Annotated in this window: 12 protein-coding genes, 3 tRNA genes and 2 pseudogenes; 7 read left to right on the top strand and 10 right to left on the bottom strand. The window is 36.2% G+C overall.

Annotation, left to right across the window (positions count from 1 at the left end; translation table 11 throughout):
• Positions 1–168: 168 nt before the first annotated feature.
• The 7 genes and pseudogenes from ODU41_RS09060 to ODU41_RS09030 form a co-directional block, all read right to left on the bottom strand.
• Positions 169–285, bottom strand: a pseudogene (locus ODU41_RS09060) (helix-turn-helix domain-containing protein); the annotation flags it as partial.
• Positions 286–389: 104 nt separating this feature from the next.
• Positions 390–593, bottom strand: a complete 204-nt coding sequence (locus tag ODU41_RS09055) for a DUF951 domain-containing protein (RefSeq protein WP_024379529.1) — start codon at positions 591–593, stop codon at positions 390–392.
• Positions 594–602: 9 nt separating this feature from the next.
• A complete protein-coding gene (locus ODU41_RS09050; protein WP_044693494.1) occupies positions 603–1,484 on the bottom strand; it encodes a diacylglycerol kinase family protein in 882 nt (293 codons plus the stop codon).
• 91 nt (positions 1,485–1,575) lie between these two features.
• The gene (gene dnaN / locus ODU41_RS09045) at positions 1,576–2,712 is read right to left on the bottom strand and encodes a DNA polymerase III subunit beta (protein ID WP_004194538.1); all 1,137 of its coding nucleotides are present in this window, start codon (positions 2,710–2,712) and stop codon (positions 1,576–1,578) included.
• 153 nt (positions 2,713–2,865) lie between these two features.
• Complete coding sequence (dnaA, locus tag ODU41_RS09040) at positions 2,866–4,239, bottom strand: chromosomal replication initiator protein DnaA (RefSeq protein WP_398578938.1); 1,374 nt, start codon at positions 4,237–4,239, stop codon at positions 2,866–2,868.
• Positions 4,240–4,441: 202 nt separating this feature from the next.
• A complete protein-coding gene (locus ODU41_RS09035; protein ID WP_014638879.1) occupies positions 4,442–5,206 on the bottom strand; it encodes a ParB/RepB/Spo0J family partition protein in 765 nt (254 codons plus the stop codon).
• 60 nt (positions 5,207–5,266) lie between these two features.
• Positions 5,267–6,463, bottom strand: a complete 1,197-nt coding sequence (locus ODU41_RS09030) for a S1C family serine protease (RefSeq protein WP_044668907.1) — start codon at positions 6,461–6,463, stop codon at positions 5,267–5,269.
• A gap of 173 nt (positions 6,464–6,636) precedes the next feature.
• Here ODU41_RS09030 and rlmH point away from each other — a divergent pair, with 173 nt between their 5' ends.
• Both rlmH and ODU41_RS09020 read left to right on the top strand, forming a co-directional pair.
• Positions 6,637–7,116, top strand: a complete 480-nt coding sequence (rlmH, locus tag ODU41_RS09025) for a 23S rRNA (pseudouridine(1915)-N(3))-methyltransferase RlmH (RefSeq protein ID WP_023371894.1) — start codon at positions 6,637–6,639, stop codon at positions 7,114–7,116.
• Between the two features lie 24 nt (positions 7,117–7,140).
• Positions 7,141–7,824, top strand: coding sequence for a YoaK family protein (locus ODU41_RS09020; RefSeq protein ID WP_044668909.1), 684 nt, complete (start codon positions 7,141–7,143; stop codon positions 7,822–7,824).
• On the opposite strand, the gene ODU41_RS09015 is transcribed toward ODU41_RS09020, so the two are convergent.
• Positions 7,822–7,895, bottom strand: a tRNA-Arg gene (locus tag ODU41_RS09015). The two genes, ODU41_RS09020 and ODU41_RS09015, sit on opposite strands and share 3 nt — an antisense overlap.
• A 111-nt stretch (positions 7,896–8,006) precedes the next feature.
• Here ODU41_RS09015 and ODU41_RS09010 point away from each other — a divergent pair.
• Positions 8,007–8,078: transfer RNA gene (locus ODU41_RS09010), tRNA-Glu, on the top strand.
• Positions 8,079–8,083: 5 nt separating this feature from the next.
• Positions 8,084–8,156: transfer RNA gene (locus tag ODU41_RS09005), tRNA-Asn, on the top strand.
• A gap of 418 nt (positions 8,157–8,574) precedes the next feature.
• Here the strand turns inward: ODU41_RS09005 and ODU41_RS09000 are convergent.
• Positions 8,575–8,907, bottom strand: a complete 333-nt coding sequence (locus ODU41_RS09000; protein WP_024378806.1) for a helix-turn-helix domain-containing protein — start codon at positions 8,905–8,907, stop codon at positions 8,575–8,577.
• Positions 8,908–9,056: 149 nt separating this feature from the next.
• Here ODU41_RS09000 and ODU41_RS08995 point away from each other — a divergent pair, with 149 nt between their 5' ends.
• The 3 genes and pseudogenes from ODU41_RS08995 to ODU41_RS08985 all read left to right on the top strand — a co-directional run bounded on the left by ODU41_RS08995 (position 9,057) and on the right by ODU41_RS08985 (position 11,564).
• Positions 9,057–10,307, top strand: a complete 1,251-nt coding sequence (locus ODU41_RS08995) for a hypothetical protein (RefSeq protein WP_074391310.1) — start codon at positions 9,057–9,059, stop codon at positions 10,305–10,307.
• 12 nt (positions 10,308–10,319) lie between these two features.
• A pseudogene (locus ODU41_RS08990) lies at positions 10,320–10,916 on the top strand (SEC10/PgrA surface exclusion domain-containing protein); the annotation flags it as partial.
• Positions 10,917–10,979: 63 nt separating this feature from the next.
• Positions 10,980–11,564: an LPXTG cell wall anchor domain-containing protein gene (locus tag ODU41_RS08985; protein ID WP_398578943.1), complete on the top strand. Its 585-nt coding sequence runs from the start codon at positions 10,980–10,982 to the stop codon at positions 11,562–11,564.
• A gap of 414 nt (positions 11,565–11,978) precedes the next feature.
• Here the strand turns inward: ODU41_RS08985 and ODU41_RS08980 are convergent, their stop codons facing one another.
• The gene (locus ODU41_RS08980) at positions 11,979–14,558 is read right to left on the bottom strand and encodes a YfhO family protein (RefSeq protein WP_398578937.1); all 2,580 of its coding nucleotides are present in this window, start codon (positions 14,556–14,558) and stop codon (positions 11,979–11,981) included.
• Positions 14,559–14,574 lie beyond the last annotated feature (16 nt).

Genomic DNA, 14,574 nt, shown 5'->3' with positions numbered 1-14,574 from the left:
GTGTGCCAAATGGGGGCGTTGCCCCCTTTGGAAACCCCCACAAGAAAAGGCGGTACGCTACCCCTCCACGGGGCGCATACCGCCTTTTCTTGTTATCCAGCCCTCCGGCTGTATCGGTTGAGCAAAAGTCCGCGTGGGATTGATGTGGTATCTTTAACTTTGGGAAACTCCATTTTCCCACTTGGAAACAGCCTGACGGGAAATATAGAGTTTCTCTGCCAACTCATCTTGGGATAGGTTCTTGGCTGTGCGTAAAACTCGAATTTGCTGTGCTAACTGATTCATGATCATTTCCTCCTCTTTTTTCTAAGTCTATTATAGTGTAGAAAAGAACAGTTGACTAGCAATTTTTAGGAAAAAAATCGCAACCAGCAGTTGCAAACTGTCAACTAGGCTTCACTTGGCAGAACTTGTTTCATTTTTCGTTCAAAATCATGCCGGCTCATCATGACTACATGGTCACAGTTGGTACAGCGGATTTTAATATCCGCTCCTAGACGGATAACCTCCCACTTATTGGCCTTCTTGCCGGTCGATTTGATGACACAGGCATGAGGCTTTTTCATTTCGACAAATGATCCTAATTGATACATACTTCCTCCTTAAAGATACATACTTCTTTCCTGATAGGTTAACGTTACCTCATTTGCAGTGCATGTCTCTCCATCTATTTGCAATAATAATTTTTCTTTTGATTTTAAAACTACATCTACCCCTGTCAAATGCTGAATTGTGTGAGAAGATTCATGCCTCTTCGTTAATAAGGCTAACAATGATTGTAGACGTTGGTAGAAATTTCCATTTTTGAAGTAAACAATATCTACTTCCTTCTTTTTAGCACTTGCTGTTGGCCATATCATGATTCCTCCACCAAAATAAAGACTATTTGCTACAGAAATAAAAAAGAGATTATCTAACTGATAAGATTTTTCATCAAGGGTTAATTCTAAGTTTATAGCTTGTTTTGAAAATAATGTTTTAATACCAAAGAATAGATAAGTTAACTTCCCAAGTTTTACCTTGTTCAGAATTTTTTTCAAAATTGAATTCGTTGAACCATTGATAACTTGAGCTGCAAAGCCAAAATCCATACTGTTTACAACCGTTCCGTATGAACTGTTTAAAACATATATCCGACTTGTTTTTCCCTCTAAAATGGCATCTACACTTCTATATAGCGATGTTATATTCATTGCCTTAGCAAAATCATTTCCAGATCCTGTTGGATAATAAGCAAACGATAGACTAGCTGGCCAAAAACGCAAAGCTTTAGACAGTGTGCCGTCTCCACCTAAAATCATTAATTGGTCCTCACTACTGACAAACTCCTTTAAAATAGCCTCTATTTGACTTTTTTCATCCTCAGGACCAACTGTCATAAAAATGTTAACTGCAAGCTGTGGATAACTTTCTTTTATTTTGAATATGATATGTTCAGCAGTATGGCTACCAGCATTAGGATTAGCTAATATATATAACGTCATTTATTCCCCATCACTAAATATATAAAAATAAGCTAAGTGCTATTTTTTAGTATAACATAAAAACGGCTAGTTTAGCCGTTCTTAATATTATTTAGTTGGTACGAACTGGTGTAACCAATTGAATAAAATCTTCCCCTTCATTATTTGGAATCAATGTAAATGGACGGACAGAAGAGATAAAGCTAATTTTCACTTGTTCACTAGTTGTGGCTTTCAATGCTTCTATCAAGTAAGTTGGGTTAAAGCTGATTACTAAGTCTTCACCTGATACTTCTACAGTATCTAATTCCTCATTCACACGTCCAACTTCTGGAGAATTTACATGAGCCGATACAACATTATTAGCAATTTCTAGTTTTACTGTACCATTTTGGGTTGCATTTGAAAGAAGACGAGCACGCTCCATCGAGTGACGAAGATTTGCAGTATCAAAAATTGCAGTTGTTTTAAACTCAGTTGGAATTAAGCGGTCTGTATCAGGGTAGGTACCTTCTAATAAGCGTGTATAGAAGCTAATATGCTCGCTTCTAAAAAGGATTTGATTATTTGAAAAGAAGACTTCTACTGTTTCAATATCATCTGTAAAAACTGCAGTAAATTCACGGAGAGAACGACTTGGAATGACAACATTAAAATCATCACCAGATGTATCAAGGACCAATTTCCGTTGGCTCATACGGTGTGAATCTGTTGCAACAGTTTTTAGATTTTTATTTTCTGTTAAAACAAAATGAACACCCGTAAGAATAGGACGACTTTCTTGTGTAGAAGCTGCAAATGCTGTTTCATTAATTGTTTGTTTTAATACTTTGGTTTCTAACACCAATGGTTTTGAAGTTGGAACTTCCTGTAAACGAGGATACTGTTCTGCTTCTTTTCCCTTTAATGTGATTTCAGACTTACCACTTGTCAAAACGATTTGCTTTTGTTCAATTTCATTGAAGTCAAGGACTAAATCCGGCATGCTGGATACGACATTAATAAAGAAACCAGCTTCTAAGAGAATGGAGCCTGGAGAACTGATCAAAAGTCCTGCATTTTCATCTTGAATAGAAATAAAATGTTCAATCGAGATTTGTCCATTTGAACCAGTTAAAGTGATTCCTTCACTAGTTACTGTAATTTTTACTGTTGAAAGAATTGGAATAGCATTTTTTGTACTGATTGCCCGTTTAGTAATACTAAGTGCTTGTAGAAATATATTTTTATTAATAGAAAATTGAATCATGGATTCTCCTTTATTTATTATCTATAAGGTTAATAGTAATAGTAGTCTCTGTGTATTCTGTGGAAAAGTGATGAAAGACCAATAAAACTGCGGAAATTAACTTGTTCACAACTTGTGGAAAAAACAGAGTTTTTTTAAAAAGTTATACACAGGTTAACGAAGTTTATTTTTTATACTGGTAATCTCTATTTCTAAATTCTCATCATCAAAGAGGAGAGTTTTTATTTTATTGTATGCATGCATAACGGTTGTATGGTCTCGATTACCAAATTCTTTCCCAATTTTTGGAAGGGAATTGTCTGTCATTTCACGTGCTAAAAACATAGCAACTTGTCGCGCGTGAACGATATGTTGAACACGCTTAGAACCCTTTAATTCTTTCAAGCTGACACCGTAGAAATTTCCCACTTCGGTTTGGATTTTCTCAATAGGAATAACCATATTTTGTGGATTTGCTTGTTTTCTTGATCGAATAGCTTCAGCAGCAACCTCGACACTTATCTCAGACAGTTGACGCATAGTGGCTATCAAATGGATATCTTTTAAGGCACCTTCAAGGTCACGTACGTTCGAATCAAATTGCCCAGCTAGATAGGATAGCGTCTCATTTGTAAAGTTGTAAGGCAGGTTCTCGCACTTGTTACGTAAAATTGCGATACGTGTTTCAAAATCAGGTGGAGTGATTTCACTGGTTAATCCCCATTTGAAACGTGTTACTAGTCTTTCTTCCAAATTGTCTAAGTGATCGGGATTACGGTCGCTTGTGAGTACAATCTGCTTATTTTTTTCATGAAGCGCATTAAAAGTATGGAAAAATTCTTCCTGTGTTGTTGCTTTATTACGGAGAGACTGAATGTCATCAATTAGAAGTAAGTCCAGATTACGATAGGTTTTTTTGAAACTTTCCATATCATTGAGACGGAGGTGTTCTAAAAATTCATTGATGAATGTTTCTGATGAGACATATTTTATTCTTGCCTGGGGATTATCGGCTAGAACCTTATTTCCAATCGCATTTAAAATATGAGTTTTTCCAAGACCAGGACCACCAAAAATGAATAATGGATTGTAGAGCTCACCTAGGTTATCAGATACAGCTAAAGCTGCAGCCTTTGCCCAATGATTATTGTCTCCTTGTACAAAATTAGCAAAGGTGTACTGGGATTTTATATCAGAATGAACCGGTTTAAAAGTTTCTTGAGGAGTAGCCGATTCAGGTGTCTGTACCTGGTGAACCACTGAACTTCTTGCGTTCGTAGTGTTCTTAATCTCCTGTTCATCCTCTGTAAATTGATATTGGATGGCAAGAGGCTCTCCGTAGATTTCAAAACTAGCGGCAATCATTAACTCTTCGAAGTTTTTTTCCCAGAAATCTTTTTTAAATGGACGATTTAAGAAAATATTAGCAACTTGCTGGTTGATTCCGAGTAATTTTGCATCAGCGACATAAAAATCATAAATAGATGGCTTAAAATTTACCTTTGCCAATTCAATAAATCGTTGCCAAAAAAGTTGTTCTTGGTTCATATTTTCCCCCTTTCACATTATATTCGTTAGAATAGTGTACCATAAAAAACAAAAGTTTTCCACAGATAATTTTAAAAATCCACACTGTTAAGAAAAGTTTTCCACAAGATGTGAATAAAAGCCAGAACCTTTGCTGGTCCTGACTTTTTGTAATGATTTTAGTGTGGAAAAGAGTGTTTATAAAAATAAATTGTAAACAAGTCTATTTAAAATTGTTGATAATTCTTTCGAATTCATCGAGATCATTAAAGCTAATCCGAATTTCTCCGCTCCCGTTTTTCTTCTTGATAATTTTTGTAGCTGTTCCAAGAGTTTTACTGAGTGAATCTTCCTGTTCTTTTAAAAATTGGTCGCGTTGTTTAAGCTTAGTGTGTTTTTTCTTATTTGCAGCTATTAATTTTTCAAGCGTACGCACACTTAAATCCTTTGATAAAATGAGTTGAACCCATTCGGCTTGCTTTTCTTCTGAAAATGACACCAATTGTCGCGCGTGCCCTTGTGAAATTTGTCCTTCTTCTACAGCTTGTTTAGTCTGAGATGATAGATTTAGTAGGCGCAATAAATTACTGATATATGGTCTTGATTTTCCCATGATTTGAGCAACTTCATCATGCGTTAACCCTCTACTAATCAATTTTTGATAAGAGGCTGCTTCTTCTATCGGATTTAAGTTAGAACGCTGCAGATTCTCTATGATAGCCTGATAGAGTAAATCATCATCAGTTAGTTCCTTTACCACTGCTGGTATTGTAGTCAGTCCAGCTAATTGACTGGCTCGCAACCTTCTTTCTCCAGCTAATAATTCGTATCCGATAATAGAAGATTTTCTTACAATAATCGGTTGAATTAAGCCATTTTCCTTAATGGATTGAGCGAGCTCAAGTAGCTCCTTTTCATCAAAATGAATTCTTGGCTGATAGGGATTGGGATGGATTTCTGAAATATTTAGTGTACGTAATTCTTCCATATATCCTTATTCTAGCAAAAAAAACGAGACTTTACAATTGTGTAAAGCCTCATTTGTCAATTATTCACTAAGTTCTTCTGTAGAATGTGTCAACTTAATGTCAACAGTTTGTTTCTGATTATTGCGGTAATAAGTTACAGTGATTGTGTCTCCAATTTGATGTTTGTAGAGAGCGCTTTGGAGATCACTCTTATTTTGAATAGTTTCTCCGTCAATCTCAGTAATGACATCAAAAGTTTCTAATTTTCCATCTGCAGGTAGTCCACTTTGTGTAGAGACAATTACGACACCGGATGTTAATTCCGTATTTGATAATCCAGCTTTTTCCAATTGACTAGTTGACAAGGTCGTCAAGTTAACCATATGAACTCCAAGAGCAGGTCGGCTAACTTTTCCAGCTTTCTCAAGTTGATTGATAATAGCTACGGCATCATTTGCAGGAATAGCAAATCCCATCCCTTCCACAGCCACACCTGAGCTACTTACAGAACTTGAGGTGATTTTGCTAGAGGTGATACCAATAACTTGTCCTTGGATATTAATCAATGGTCCTCCAGAGTTTCCAGGGTTGATAGCTGTATCGGTTTGAATAGCGTTGGTTGAGATTGTTTGACCATCTTCTGATTGTGAAGTAACTGTCCGACTTAGGCTAGAGATAATACCTTGAGTAACTGTATTGGCGTAGACGCTACCTAGAGGACTACCAATTGCGATAGCAGTTTCTCCAACTTTAATTGTATCGGAATCAGCAAATTCAGCAACAGCAGTGACTTTATCTGCTGATATTTTTATAACAGCTATATCAGAATAGGTATCGGAACCAACGAGTTCACCGCTGATTTTTTCTCCAGATGCTAAAAGAATATCAATCTTTTCTGCGTTATTAATGACATGCGTATTTGTCACAACATAGGCATATTGACCATCTTTTTTATAGATAACCCCAGACCCCTCTCCAGCAACAGCTAGTTCGTCAGATGATTCAATATTTCCAAAGATAGCACCAAGACTATTGTTGGCTGATTTTTGGTAATTAATAACAGACACAACAGCATTTTGTACTTTCTCTACAGCTTTTGTGGTGGAAGTTTCATTATTGTATTGAACATTGCTGACACTAGTGATAGTAGAATTTGCTTGTTGAACCTGTGGTTGGAAGAAAGAGGCTGATAAGGCCCCGATAAGACCCCCAAAAAATCCAATTACAAATAGAATCGCAAATTTCAAATATTTTTTCATATAAGGAATCCTTTCCATTTCTTTAATTTTCCTTAAGATTACTCTTGCTTTCTTAATTATAGCTTAAAGTTTTCAAAAATCAATCCACAACCTGTGGATAACTCTGTGAATTATGTGAAAAACTGTAGCCATATCCTGATTTTCTAAAAATATTTTCTGTCGTATGCTTGTGGATATGTTACAATTATTTTATGAAAATAAAATTGATTACCGTTGGAAAATTGAAAGAAAAGTACCTCAAAGAAGGTATTGCAGAATATAGTAAACGATTGGGACGATTTGCTAAGTTAGATATGATTGAGCTTCCTGATGAAAAAACACCAGATAAAGCCAGTCAGGCAGAGAATGAACAAATATTAAAAAAAGAAGCCGATAGAATTATGTCTAAAATTGGAGAGCGAGATTTTGTCATTGCCTTAGCGATAGAAGGCAAACAATTTCCATCGGAAGAATTTAGTCAAAAGATATCTGACATTGCAGTAAATGGGTATTCAGATATAACTTTTATCATTGGTGGTAGCTTGGGTCTCGATTCTTGTATTAAAAAAAGAGCTAATTTGTTGATGAGTTTTGGACAGTTGACACTTCCCCATCAACTAATGAAATTAGTTCTCATCGAGCAGATTTATCGAGCATTTATGATTCAGCAGGGAAGCCCATATCATAAGTAGTTTCACGTGAAACAAGGAGTGAAAATGAATCAAAAAGAGTATCGTGTTTTTGAGGGATTGAGAATCGCTTGTTCATTAACGTTTATCAGTGGTTATTTAAATGCCTTTACTTTTGTGACTCAGGGTGGTCGCTTTGCTGGCGTACAATCTGGAAATGTTATTTCCCTAGCTTATTTTTTAGCTAAAGGTAACTTTGCGCAGGTAGTTAATTTTTCCATTCCCATTTTATTTTTTGTATTCGGACAATTTTTTACCTACTTAGCAAGAAGGTATTTTGAAAAACAAACATGGTCTTGGCACTTTGGTAGTAGTGTAATGATGTTAGTTCTTATTTTACTAACTATCATTCTCTCACCTATTATGCCTGCGTCTTTTACAATTGCTAGTCTAGCCTTCGTAGCCTCTATTCAAGTAGAAACATTTAGAAGGTTACGAGGTGCTCCGTATGCCAATGTGATGATGACAGGGAATGTCAAAAATGCTGCTTATCTCTGGTTTAAAGGACTTATTGAAAAAGATTCAGAACTTAGAAAAACAGGTAGGAACATCTTATTGACCATTATAGGGTTTATGCTAGGTGTCATCATATCTACTCACCTATCCTTCCAATTTGAAGAATATGCCCTTATTGGTCTGATTTTGCCAGTTTTATATATTAATTATGAATTATGGCAAGAAAAAAGACCTACTCGAGGTAGGTCTAAATGATTCCAGCAGGATTCGAACCTGCGACCGTTCGCTTAGAAGGCGAATGCTCTATCCAGCTGAGCTATGGAACCTTAACCATTTTATTTTACATTAAACAAAGCACTCTGTCAATACAATAAAAAATCAAAAAATGTATTGACAAACAAAGTCACATGTATTATACTAGTTATTGTTCTAAAAATGGTCCGTTGGTCAAGGGGTTAAGACACCGCCTTTTCACGGCGGTAACACGGGTTCGAATCCCGTACGGACTATTTCTTCCGCCATAGCTCAGTTGGTAGAGCGCATGACTGTTAATCATGATGTCACAGGTTCGAGCCCTGTTGGCGGAGTAAATAAAGCATAGGAAACCTTGAGAAATCAAGGTTTTTTGCTGTTTTGGTCAAAACTTGGTCAATGAACTTACAAATATTTCAACTTCTATTGCATCTTGGATAAGAATGAAAAAATAGTGAAAAATTGGCATGAATAATCATACAAAAGGGAAATTTGGTCAAAACTTGGTCAATTGGTAGATGACATGATTTTCCTAATTTTTTCAGTTTCTTCCTCCTCTTTTTCCTTAATAAGATGAGAGTAAGTTTCTATAATCTGCTTTGTGTCCTTATGACCTACGATTTTTGAAAGTGTCCAAATATCGATTCCTTCAGCAAGTAAAATACTGATGTAGGTAGCTTTATTTTATTATTTTTGATAAATAAAAAAGCATGGTACTAACAATAATTATTGTGTATCATGCTTTTTACTATATTACTTCATCTGTTCCAATAAACTTTGAAAAGCTTTTATACTTTTTTCCTGTTTATCTTTTGGCAGTTCTGATAGTGAATCTAATAATTGTGAGAGTTCAGGGCTATTTTCCTTGATGCTGATATCAAAAAAGTGTTCAATATCTGTTTCAAGAGCCTCTAAAATTCTTTCAAACGTATCAATTTTAATATTTGTGGCTAGTTGTTCTATCTTATAAGCGTAATTCATTCCAAGGTCGGCTTTTTCTTCTAATTCGTCTTGTGTCCAACCTTTTTCTAGTCGTAAATGGCGTATTCTCTTACCAATATATTGTCTCAAACTCGCATTTTCCATCTTGAATACCTCGTTAATAATTATCTTACAAGGTTTATAGTAAAGAAGAAACTTCTTAAAAGGTTTTTAATCATCTATTTTAGTTGTTAGAGACTAAAAAATGTGGTAAAATAACCTTAAAAGATTAGTTTATTGCATATGGAGGTTTTATGAAGAAATTTGATAATACAATGAAGTCCTACGGTTCTATCCGTAAACTTCGCACAGGTGCAGTGGTTTCAACGCTTGCTACCTCGGTTATTTTTGGTTCAGCAGTTTCGGCTGAAGAGGTTGCTACTCAAGAAGTTGCTACGACTACTGAGTCTGTTGTAGTTTCAGAAGATGTTGCTCAACCTGTTGAGGTAACTCAAGCTGATGTTGACACGGCTCAAGTTCAGGTTACTGAGCTTACAAACCAAGTGACAGTTCAAGAAGATGTCGTTGCTCAGGTTTCTACTCAGGTGGAAGATTTGTCTGCTGTGGCGCCAGAGGTCGTTGCTGAATTGGAAACAGCTACAGTTAAGGCTGAAGAAACAGTTGTTCAAGCAGAAACTAATGTGGCTACTGCCGAACAGTCAGTTACTCCAGCTCAAGAGGTTGTGGCTACTCAAGAGGGTATCGTTTCCGAGGCTGAAAAGGCAGTTGAGGTTGCAAATACGACTGTTGTGAATGCAGAGAAAGCTGTAACTGATGCTCAAGCTAATGTTGACGGTTTGAAAAACATTGACGAAACACTTACTCAAGCTCAAGCTACTGTTGTAGCTGATGAGAAAGCCGTTGAGGTTGCAACTGCTCAGGTTGATACTATTAAGGTTGCCGAGCAAGACAAAGCTCAAGCTCTTGCTACTCAAGAGGGTATCGTTGCTGAGGCTAAGTCTACTGTAGATACTAAATCTCAAGCTCTTGCCACAGCTAAGTCTGAGTTGGTTACTGCAACAAATAAAGTCACTGAAACTAAGTCTACCTTGGATGCTTTGACTGCTCAAGCTACAGGCGAAGAAACTCAGTTGACTATTCCTATTTCTGCCGAGTATTTAAACACTCTTAAAGCGTATATTGCAGGCGGTAGTCGCAGTACAGAGCTTTCAAATCGCTTGAAAGAGTTGGGTGCTGAGGCTTACAAGCAAGTCGGTGTAACCTCTATGAACGTTCTTGACGGTCAACTTGTTAAGTTTCAAGATACTGACTGGATTTTGAAGTACTCAGACTACGACAACTCTCGTCGAGTTGAGATTGGTAATTTGACAGATGCTCAGCGTAGTGAGTTAAATGATTACTTCCTAGCTGTCGTGAAGCCTGTTCGTGAAGCTTTTGGGGTATCTGAGTTTAAAACTTCAGATAAGATGGTTGAAATGGCATCTGTTCTTGACTCTCGAACTAATACTCGCCTAATGGGACATGACCTTACGACTCAACGTTAGGTAGCTAAAGAATTCGGTGTACGTACTATTATTGATAATATTGGCTACGCAGGAGGTAATGAAGGTGTAGAAACTATGGCTACGCTCAAGCGTGATATCTTTAGTCAAGCTATGTTGATGTTATACGTTGACGACCATGCTCGTTGGGGACACGCAAGTTGGATGATGAGGGCTAATTTAGATTACACTACTGTAGGTGTAACTAAGTTTGTAGGTGACCCGTACAGTTCACGTAAGATTCACTTCATTTTCACTGAAGGTGTGGAGATGGCAAAACTCCAAGACACAAACGTTCGCACAGCCCCATCATCTGCAACTGACACACGTGCAACAGCCCTAGCAAATGCTAAAACAGCTTACAACACAGCTTTGGCTCAACAAGGTACTGCGAGTCAAAAAGTTACTGCTGTTGAGTTTGAGTTGCAAAATGCACAGTTTGCTTACAACTCTGCTAAAGCTGAACTTGACCGTTTGAAATCAGGCACCTCTAACCTTGCAGATGCTGAACGTACTCTTGCGGAGGCAACAGCTCGCTTGAATGCAAGCCGTCAAAAACTGGTTGAGGTTCAAGCTACTTACAATAACTTGAAAGCAAAAGAAGTAGAAGCTAAACAAACTTTGGCGACAGCTCAAAAGACACTTGAGAACGCTGAGGTTACTCAGGCTCAGGCTGTGGCTCGTTTGGACTCTGAGAAGGTTACACTTGCACATTTTCAAGGTAAGCTGGCTACAGCTCAGGGTATCTTGGACAAAGCACGCTCTACCTACGCTGAAGCGGTCAAAGTACGTGATGAGTTGAAAGCTAAGTTGAACAATGCACGCAATGCAGGTACATTGTTGGCTCAAGCTAAGGCTGACTTGGAGGTTGCTGAAACTCGTTTGGCTAACTTGAAGGTTGCTTTAGGTCGAGCTGAGGCAAATCTTACTTACTTGAGGTCACTTCTCCCAATCACTTCTAAAGGTGAGCCTGCTTACCATGAGTTACCAGCTCTTGAAATTCCAAAAGAATTGCTAGATAAGGTTGACGCTAAGGTTGATACTCCTGTGGTTACTGTTCCTCTTACAACTACTCAGGTTGCCAGCTCTGTTCCTGTTCCAGCTCCTGTAGTTGCACCTCAAACTGAGCCTGCTAAGGTTGCAGTTGAGTACAACACGTTACCTGTTACAGGAGAAACTGAAAATATCATGTTGTATATCGGAATCGGTCTACTTGGCTTGGCTGGTTTAAGTAAAAAAAGAAATAAAAGAACAATTTAATTAAGATAACTAAAAAATCTTCTTACATATTGTAGGAAGATTTTTTGGATTCCTAAAAATTTCAGAAAGACTACGCTATTCTAACAATTTTTAGGAATGTTAATAGAATTTTAAATTTTTTAGTTACTCCGAAATACTTCTTTGTCAAAACTTGGTCAGACTGTATTATTATAAAAATTCTGCATAATTTAGGAAATACATAAATATTTTATAAAATTTCATGTGGTCAAAATTTGGTCAAATTCCTTCTTTTCATTACTCCATAGATAAGTGACAAACCCTTGATTATCGCTATTTTTGTTATCTATTTTAACTTATTTTAACGTACAATTATCTGTTGGCGGAGTAGATAAAGCATAGGAGACCTTGAGAAATCAAGGTTTTTTGTTTTTTACAAGAAAAAACCGAGAAAGTTTAGGATTCTCGGTTCTTAGAATAATAGTATCTAATGAATTGATAGGAGAAAAATACAAAAACTGCACCAAAAGAAATCAGTAAACCTAGATAGAAACCATTTGGTATAAAGGTTAAAACTAGTTTAGTTTGACCTGGACTTACATCCACTTTCATAAAACCCTCTTGCGCTTTTTGGATTTTGATAGGTTTACCATCAATGGTTGCATTCCATCCTTTATCATAGGGTAAAGTAAGGAGGAGCGAGGCTTCTTTATCGGTTACAAAATCAACGGTTACTTTATTACCATCAGTTTTTGTTACTACTTGTTTTTCTTGGAGAATGGAAATAGCCTGTTGGAAAGCTAATAAGTCCAATCGATAAAATTGTGGTTTATCAAAAGAAACTTGATTATTTTCAGGAAAATATACATCGACTTGAACTTGTACATCTGTAGTAAAGCTCCCCACATTGAAGAAAGAGAAAGCATTATCTAGTGTAAACTCACTTGACTGATTATTGACAGTAATGACAATCTTTTTTTGATTCTCATTTGAGAATGTTAAATTTGGCAAATTTAAGTATACCTGGCTATTTGCAGGTATATTTACTAAGAAAGTTGCCTTTGCAGCATCCTCATTGTCAACTTTGTTGACAGTCATTCGATTGTTCAGTTCAACTGTATTTTGTGAAACAACATCTGATAAAGTGTGGTAGTATTTTTGAGATAGCCCGGTTAGTTGATTAAGAAAATTTGTTTGATTATCGAGAGTCAGATTTGTAAAATTGACATCTCTGTAAATCCCTTCAGTCAATAGTGCTAACCCTAGATTAAAACTATTTTCGTAAAGATTAATAGTAGACTGACTCTGATTCAGTGTGAAACCAAACTTATTTGGGTCCGTAGTAGCTAAATTATATTTGATTCCGAATAGGCTATCAGCAATAATTGTATTATTCTGATAACGAAGATTCAAATTGGTACCGTCTGAACGGAAACCGAGCTTATCTAGTACTGAGCTGGAAGCACGATTTCGAATGGAGGAGAATTGAGAAATACCGTTGTAATTGAATTTCATGCTATCATTGCCAGTTTGTGGTAATAGACGTTCTATACGATAAAATGAATCAGTTGTAGTCTTTGTAGACTTTACAATACTGTCAATATCTGTCAATTTTTCTTCATAGTTTGATCGGCTAGGGAAATGCCATTCATCAGAAATCCCCTGAACCTGATAATGACTATGTAATCCAAGTTCTAAGAAAGTGAAGAACAATAAAACAATATTAGTCCATTTTAAGGATGATTTATAGCGAATCATTGCTACAAAAAGAATGAAGTAGGCTATTAGAAATTCTAGTGTGAGTAGGAAATTTACATCCATTAGAAACTCATAATGATCTCTAAAAATAAAGGTAGAAGCAAAGCAAATGAGTAAAAATGAAACAATCAGAGTAAAATTTTTAATACTTACTTGACGTAGTCGTACCAATGTCTCTGCTGCTAAATAGATAACGGTTATTGATAGAGCCCATGCATAACGATAGAGGAACATATTTGGCGCATGCATACCTTGCCAAAAAAGATTGAGTGGTTGTAGGTAGAAACTTGAAATAATGAATGTAAAGAATAGAGAATAGGAGAGTTTGACAGTTGGTTTTATTTCTTTTAATGTAAAGAATAATAAAGCGAGTATTAGTGGAACGAGACCAACAGAGATCATGGGAATAGAACCGAATTTTGTTGTATCAAAGCTACCAACTAAGTTTTTTGCAAAGAAGTCCAGATACCAAGAGTCTTCGGTTTTTAGGTTGACAATTTTTGTAAATGTTTCACCATGAGTTTTTAAATCCAAGTAGGTTGGTAACAACATGAACATGCTGCTTAGAGCAGATAAAATTGACACTATTGTAAAGTTGATAAATCTTTTGATTCTCTGACTATTTATCCATGATAATTGAACCAATGTCCATAATGTTAGAAAAATAGCCACCATATAACCGAAGTAATAGTTTTGGATAAACAAGCATGTTAATGTTATGTAGTAGAGAATCGGCCCCTGTTTTTTTAATAATCGATGCAATCCAAGAAGAACGAGTGGGAGGAGTATAAAAACGTCTAGCCAGTTGTTTATTTCTAATTGACTTGTACTAAAACTCATCAGAGAAAAACTAGTAGCGAGTAATAGTGCCCATTCTTCTTTCAAATTTTTATGGATACCCTTTAGGCTGACATAAGTTGACAACCCAGTCAATCCAAATTTGACAATAGTGACAAGATAGATAGCGTCAGGCATGGATTGTAAATCAAAGAAAAAGATAATTGGAGATAGGAATGAACCTAGGTAATAGGAGGATAGAGCATAAAAATTGAGTCCTAAACCACTTGAAAATGTGTAAAATAAAGAGCCGTCTCCGTGTAAAGTATTTCGTAATGTTTGATTAAAAATAACATACTGGTGGAAGCCATCACTGGCCAATATTGTTGTATCACTTCCCCACCAGATTCCTTGAAATGCTAAGACGATAGAAATAATAGTCAGCGGAATAAGGAAAGATAAGATATAATAAATGGATGTTTTTGTAAATATTTTTTTCATAGATTTAAAAGAAAAG

Source organism: Streptococcus sp. 2022WUSS083, assembly GCF_044427155.1.
Lineage (GTDB): Bacteria > Bacillota > Bacilli > Lactobacillales > Streptococcaceae > Streptococcus > Streptococcus hashimotonensis.
The sequence above is the reverse complement of the archived record's forward strand: the minus strand, read 5'-3'. Positions and strand labels throughout refer to the sequence as shown.

Bases quoted from the DNA above. Each gene is read 5' to 3' on its own strand.
- ODU41_RS09030 (WP_044668907.1), bottom strand. From the start codon at position 6,463: ATGGAAAGGATTCCTTATATGAAAAAATATTTGAAATTTGCGATTCTA.
- ODU41_RS09000 (WP_024378806.1), bottom strand. From the start codon at position 8,907: ATGGAAAATGCGAGTTTGAGACAATATATTGGTAAGAGAATACGCCAT.
- ODU41_RS09020 (WP_044668909.1), top strand. From the start codon at position 7,141: ATGAATCAAAAAGAGTATCGTGTTTTTGAGGGATTGAGAATCGCTTGT.
- dnaN (WP_004194538.1), bottom strand. From the start codon at position 2,712: ATGATTCAATTTTCTATTAATAAAAATATATTTCTACAAGCACTTAGT.
- dnaA (WP_398578938.1), bottom strand. From the start codon at position 4,239: ATGAACCAAGAACAACTTTTTTGGCAACGATTTATTGAATTGGCAAAG.
- ODU41_RS08995 (WP_074391310.1), top strand. From the start codon at position 9,057: ATGAAGAAATTTGATAATACAATGAAGTCCTACGGTTCTATCCGTAAA.
- ODU41_RS09055 (WP_024379529.1), bottom strand. From the start codon at position 593: ATGTATCAATTAGGATCATTTGTCGAAATGAAAAAGCCTCATGCCTGT.
- ODU41_RS09050 (WP_044693494.1), bottom strand. From the start codon at position 1,484: ATGACGTTATATATATTAGCTAATCCTAATGCTGGTAGCCATACTGCT.
- ODU41_RS08980 (WP_398578937.1), bottom strand. From the start codon at position 14,558: ATGAAAAAAATATTTACAAAAACATCCATTTATTATATCTTATCTTTC.
- ODU41_RS09035 (WP_014638879.1), bottom strand. From the start codon at position 5,206: ATGGAAGAATTACGTACACTAAATATTTCAGAAATCCATCCCAATCCC.
- rlmH (WP_023371894.1), top strand. From the start codon at position 6,637: ATGAAAATAAAATTGATTACCGTTGGAAAATTGAAAGAAAAGTACCTC.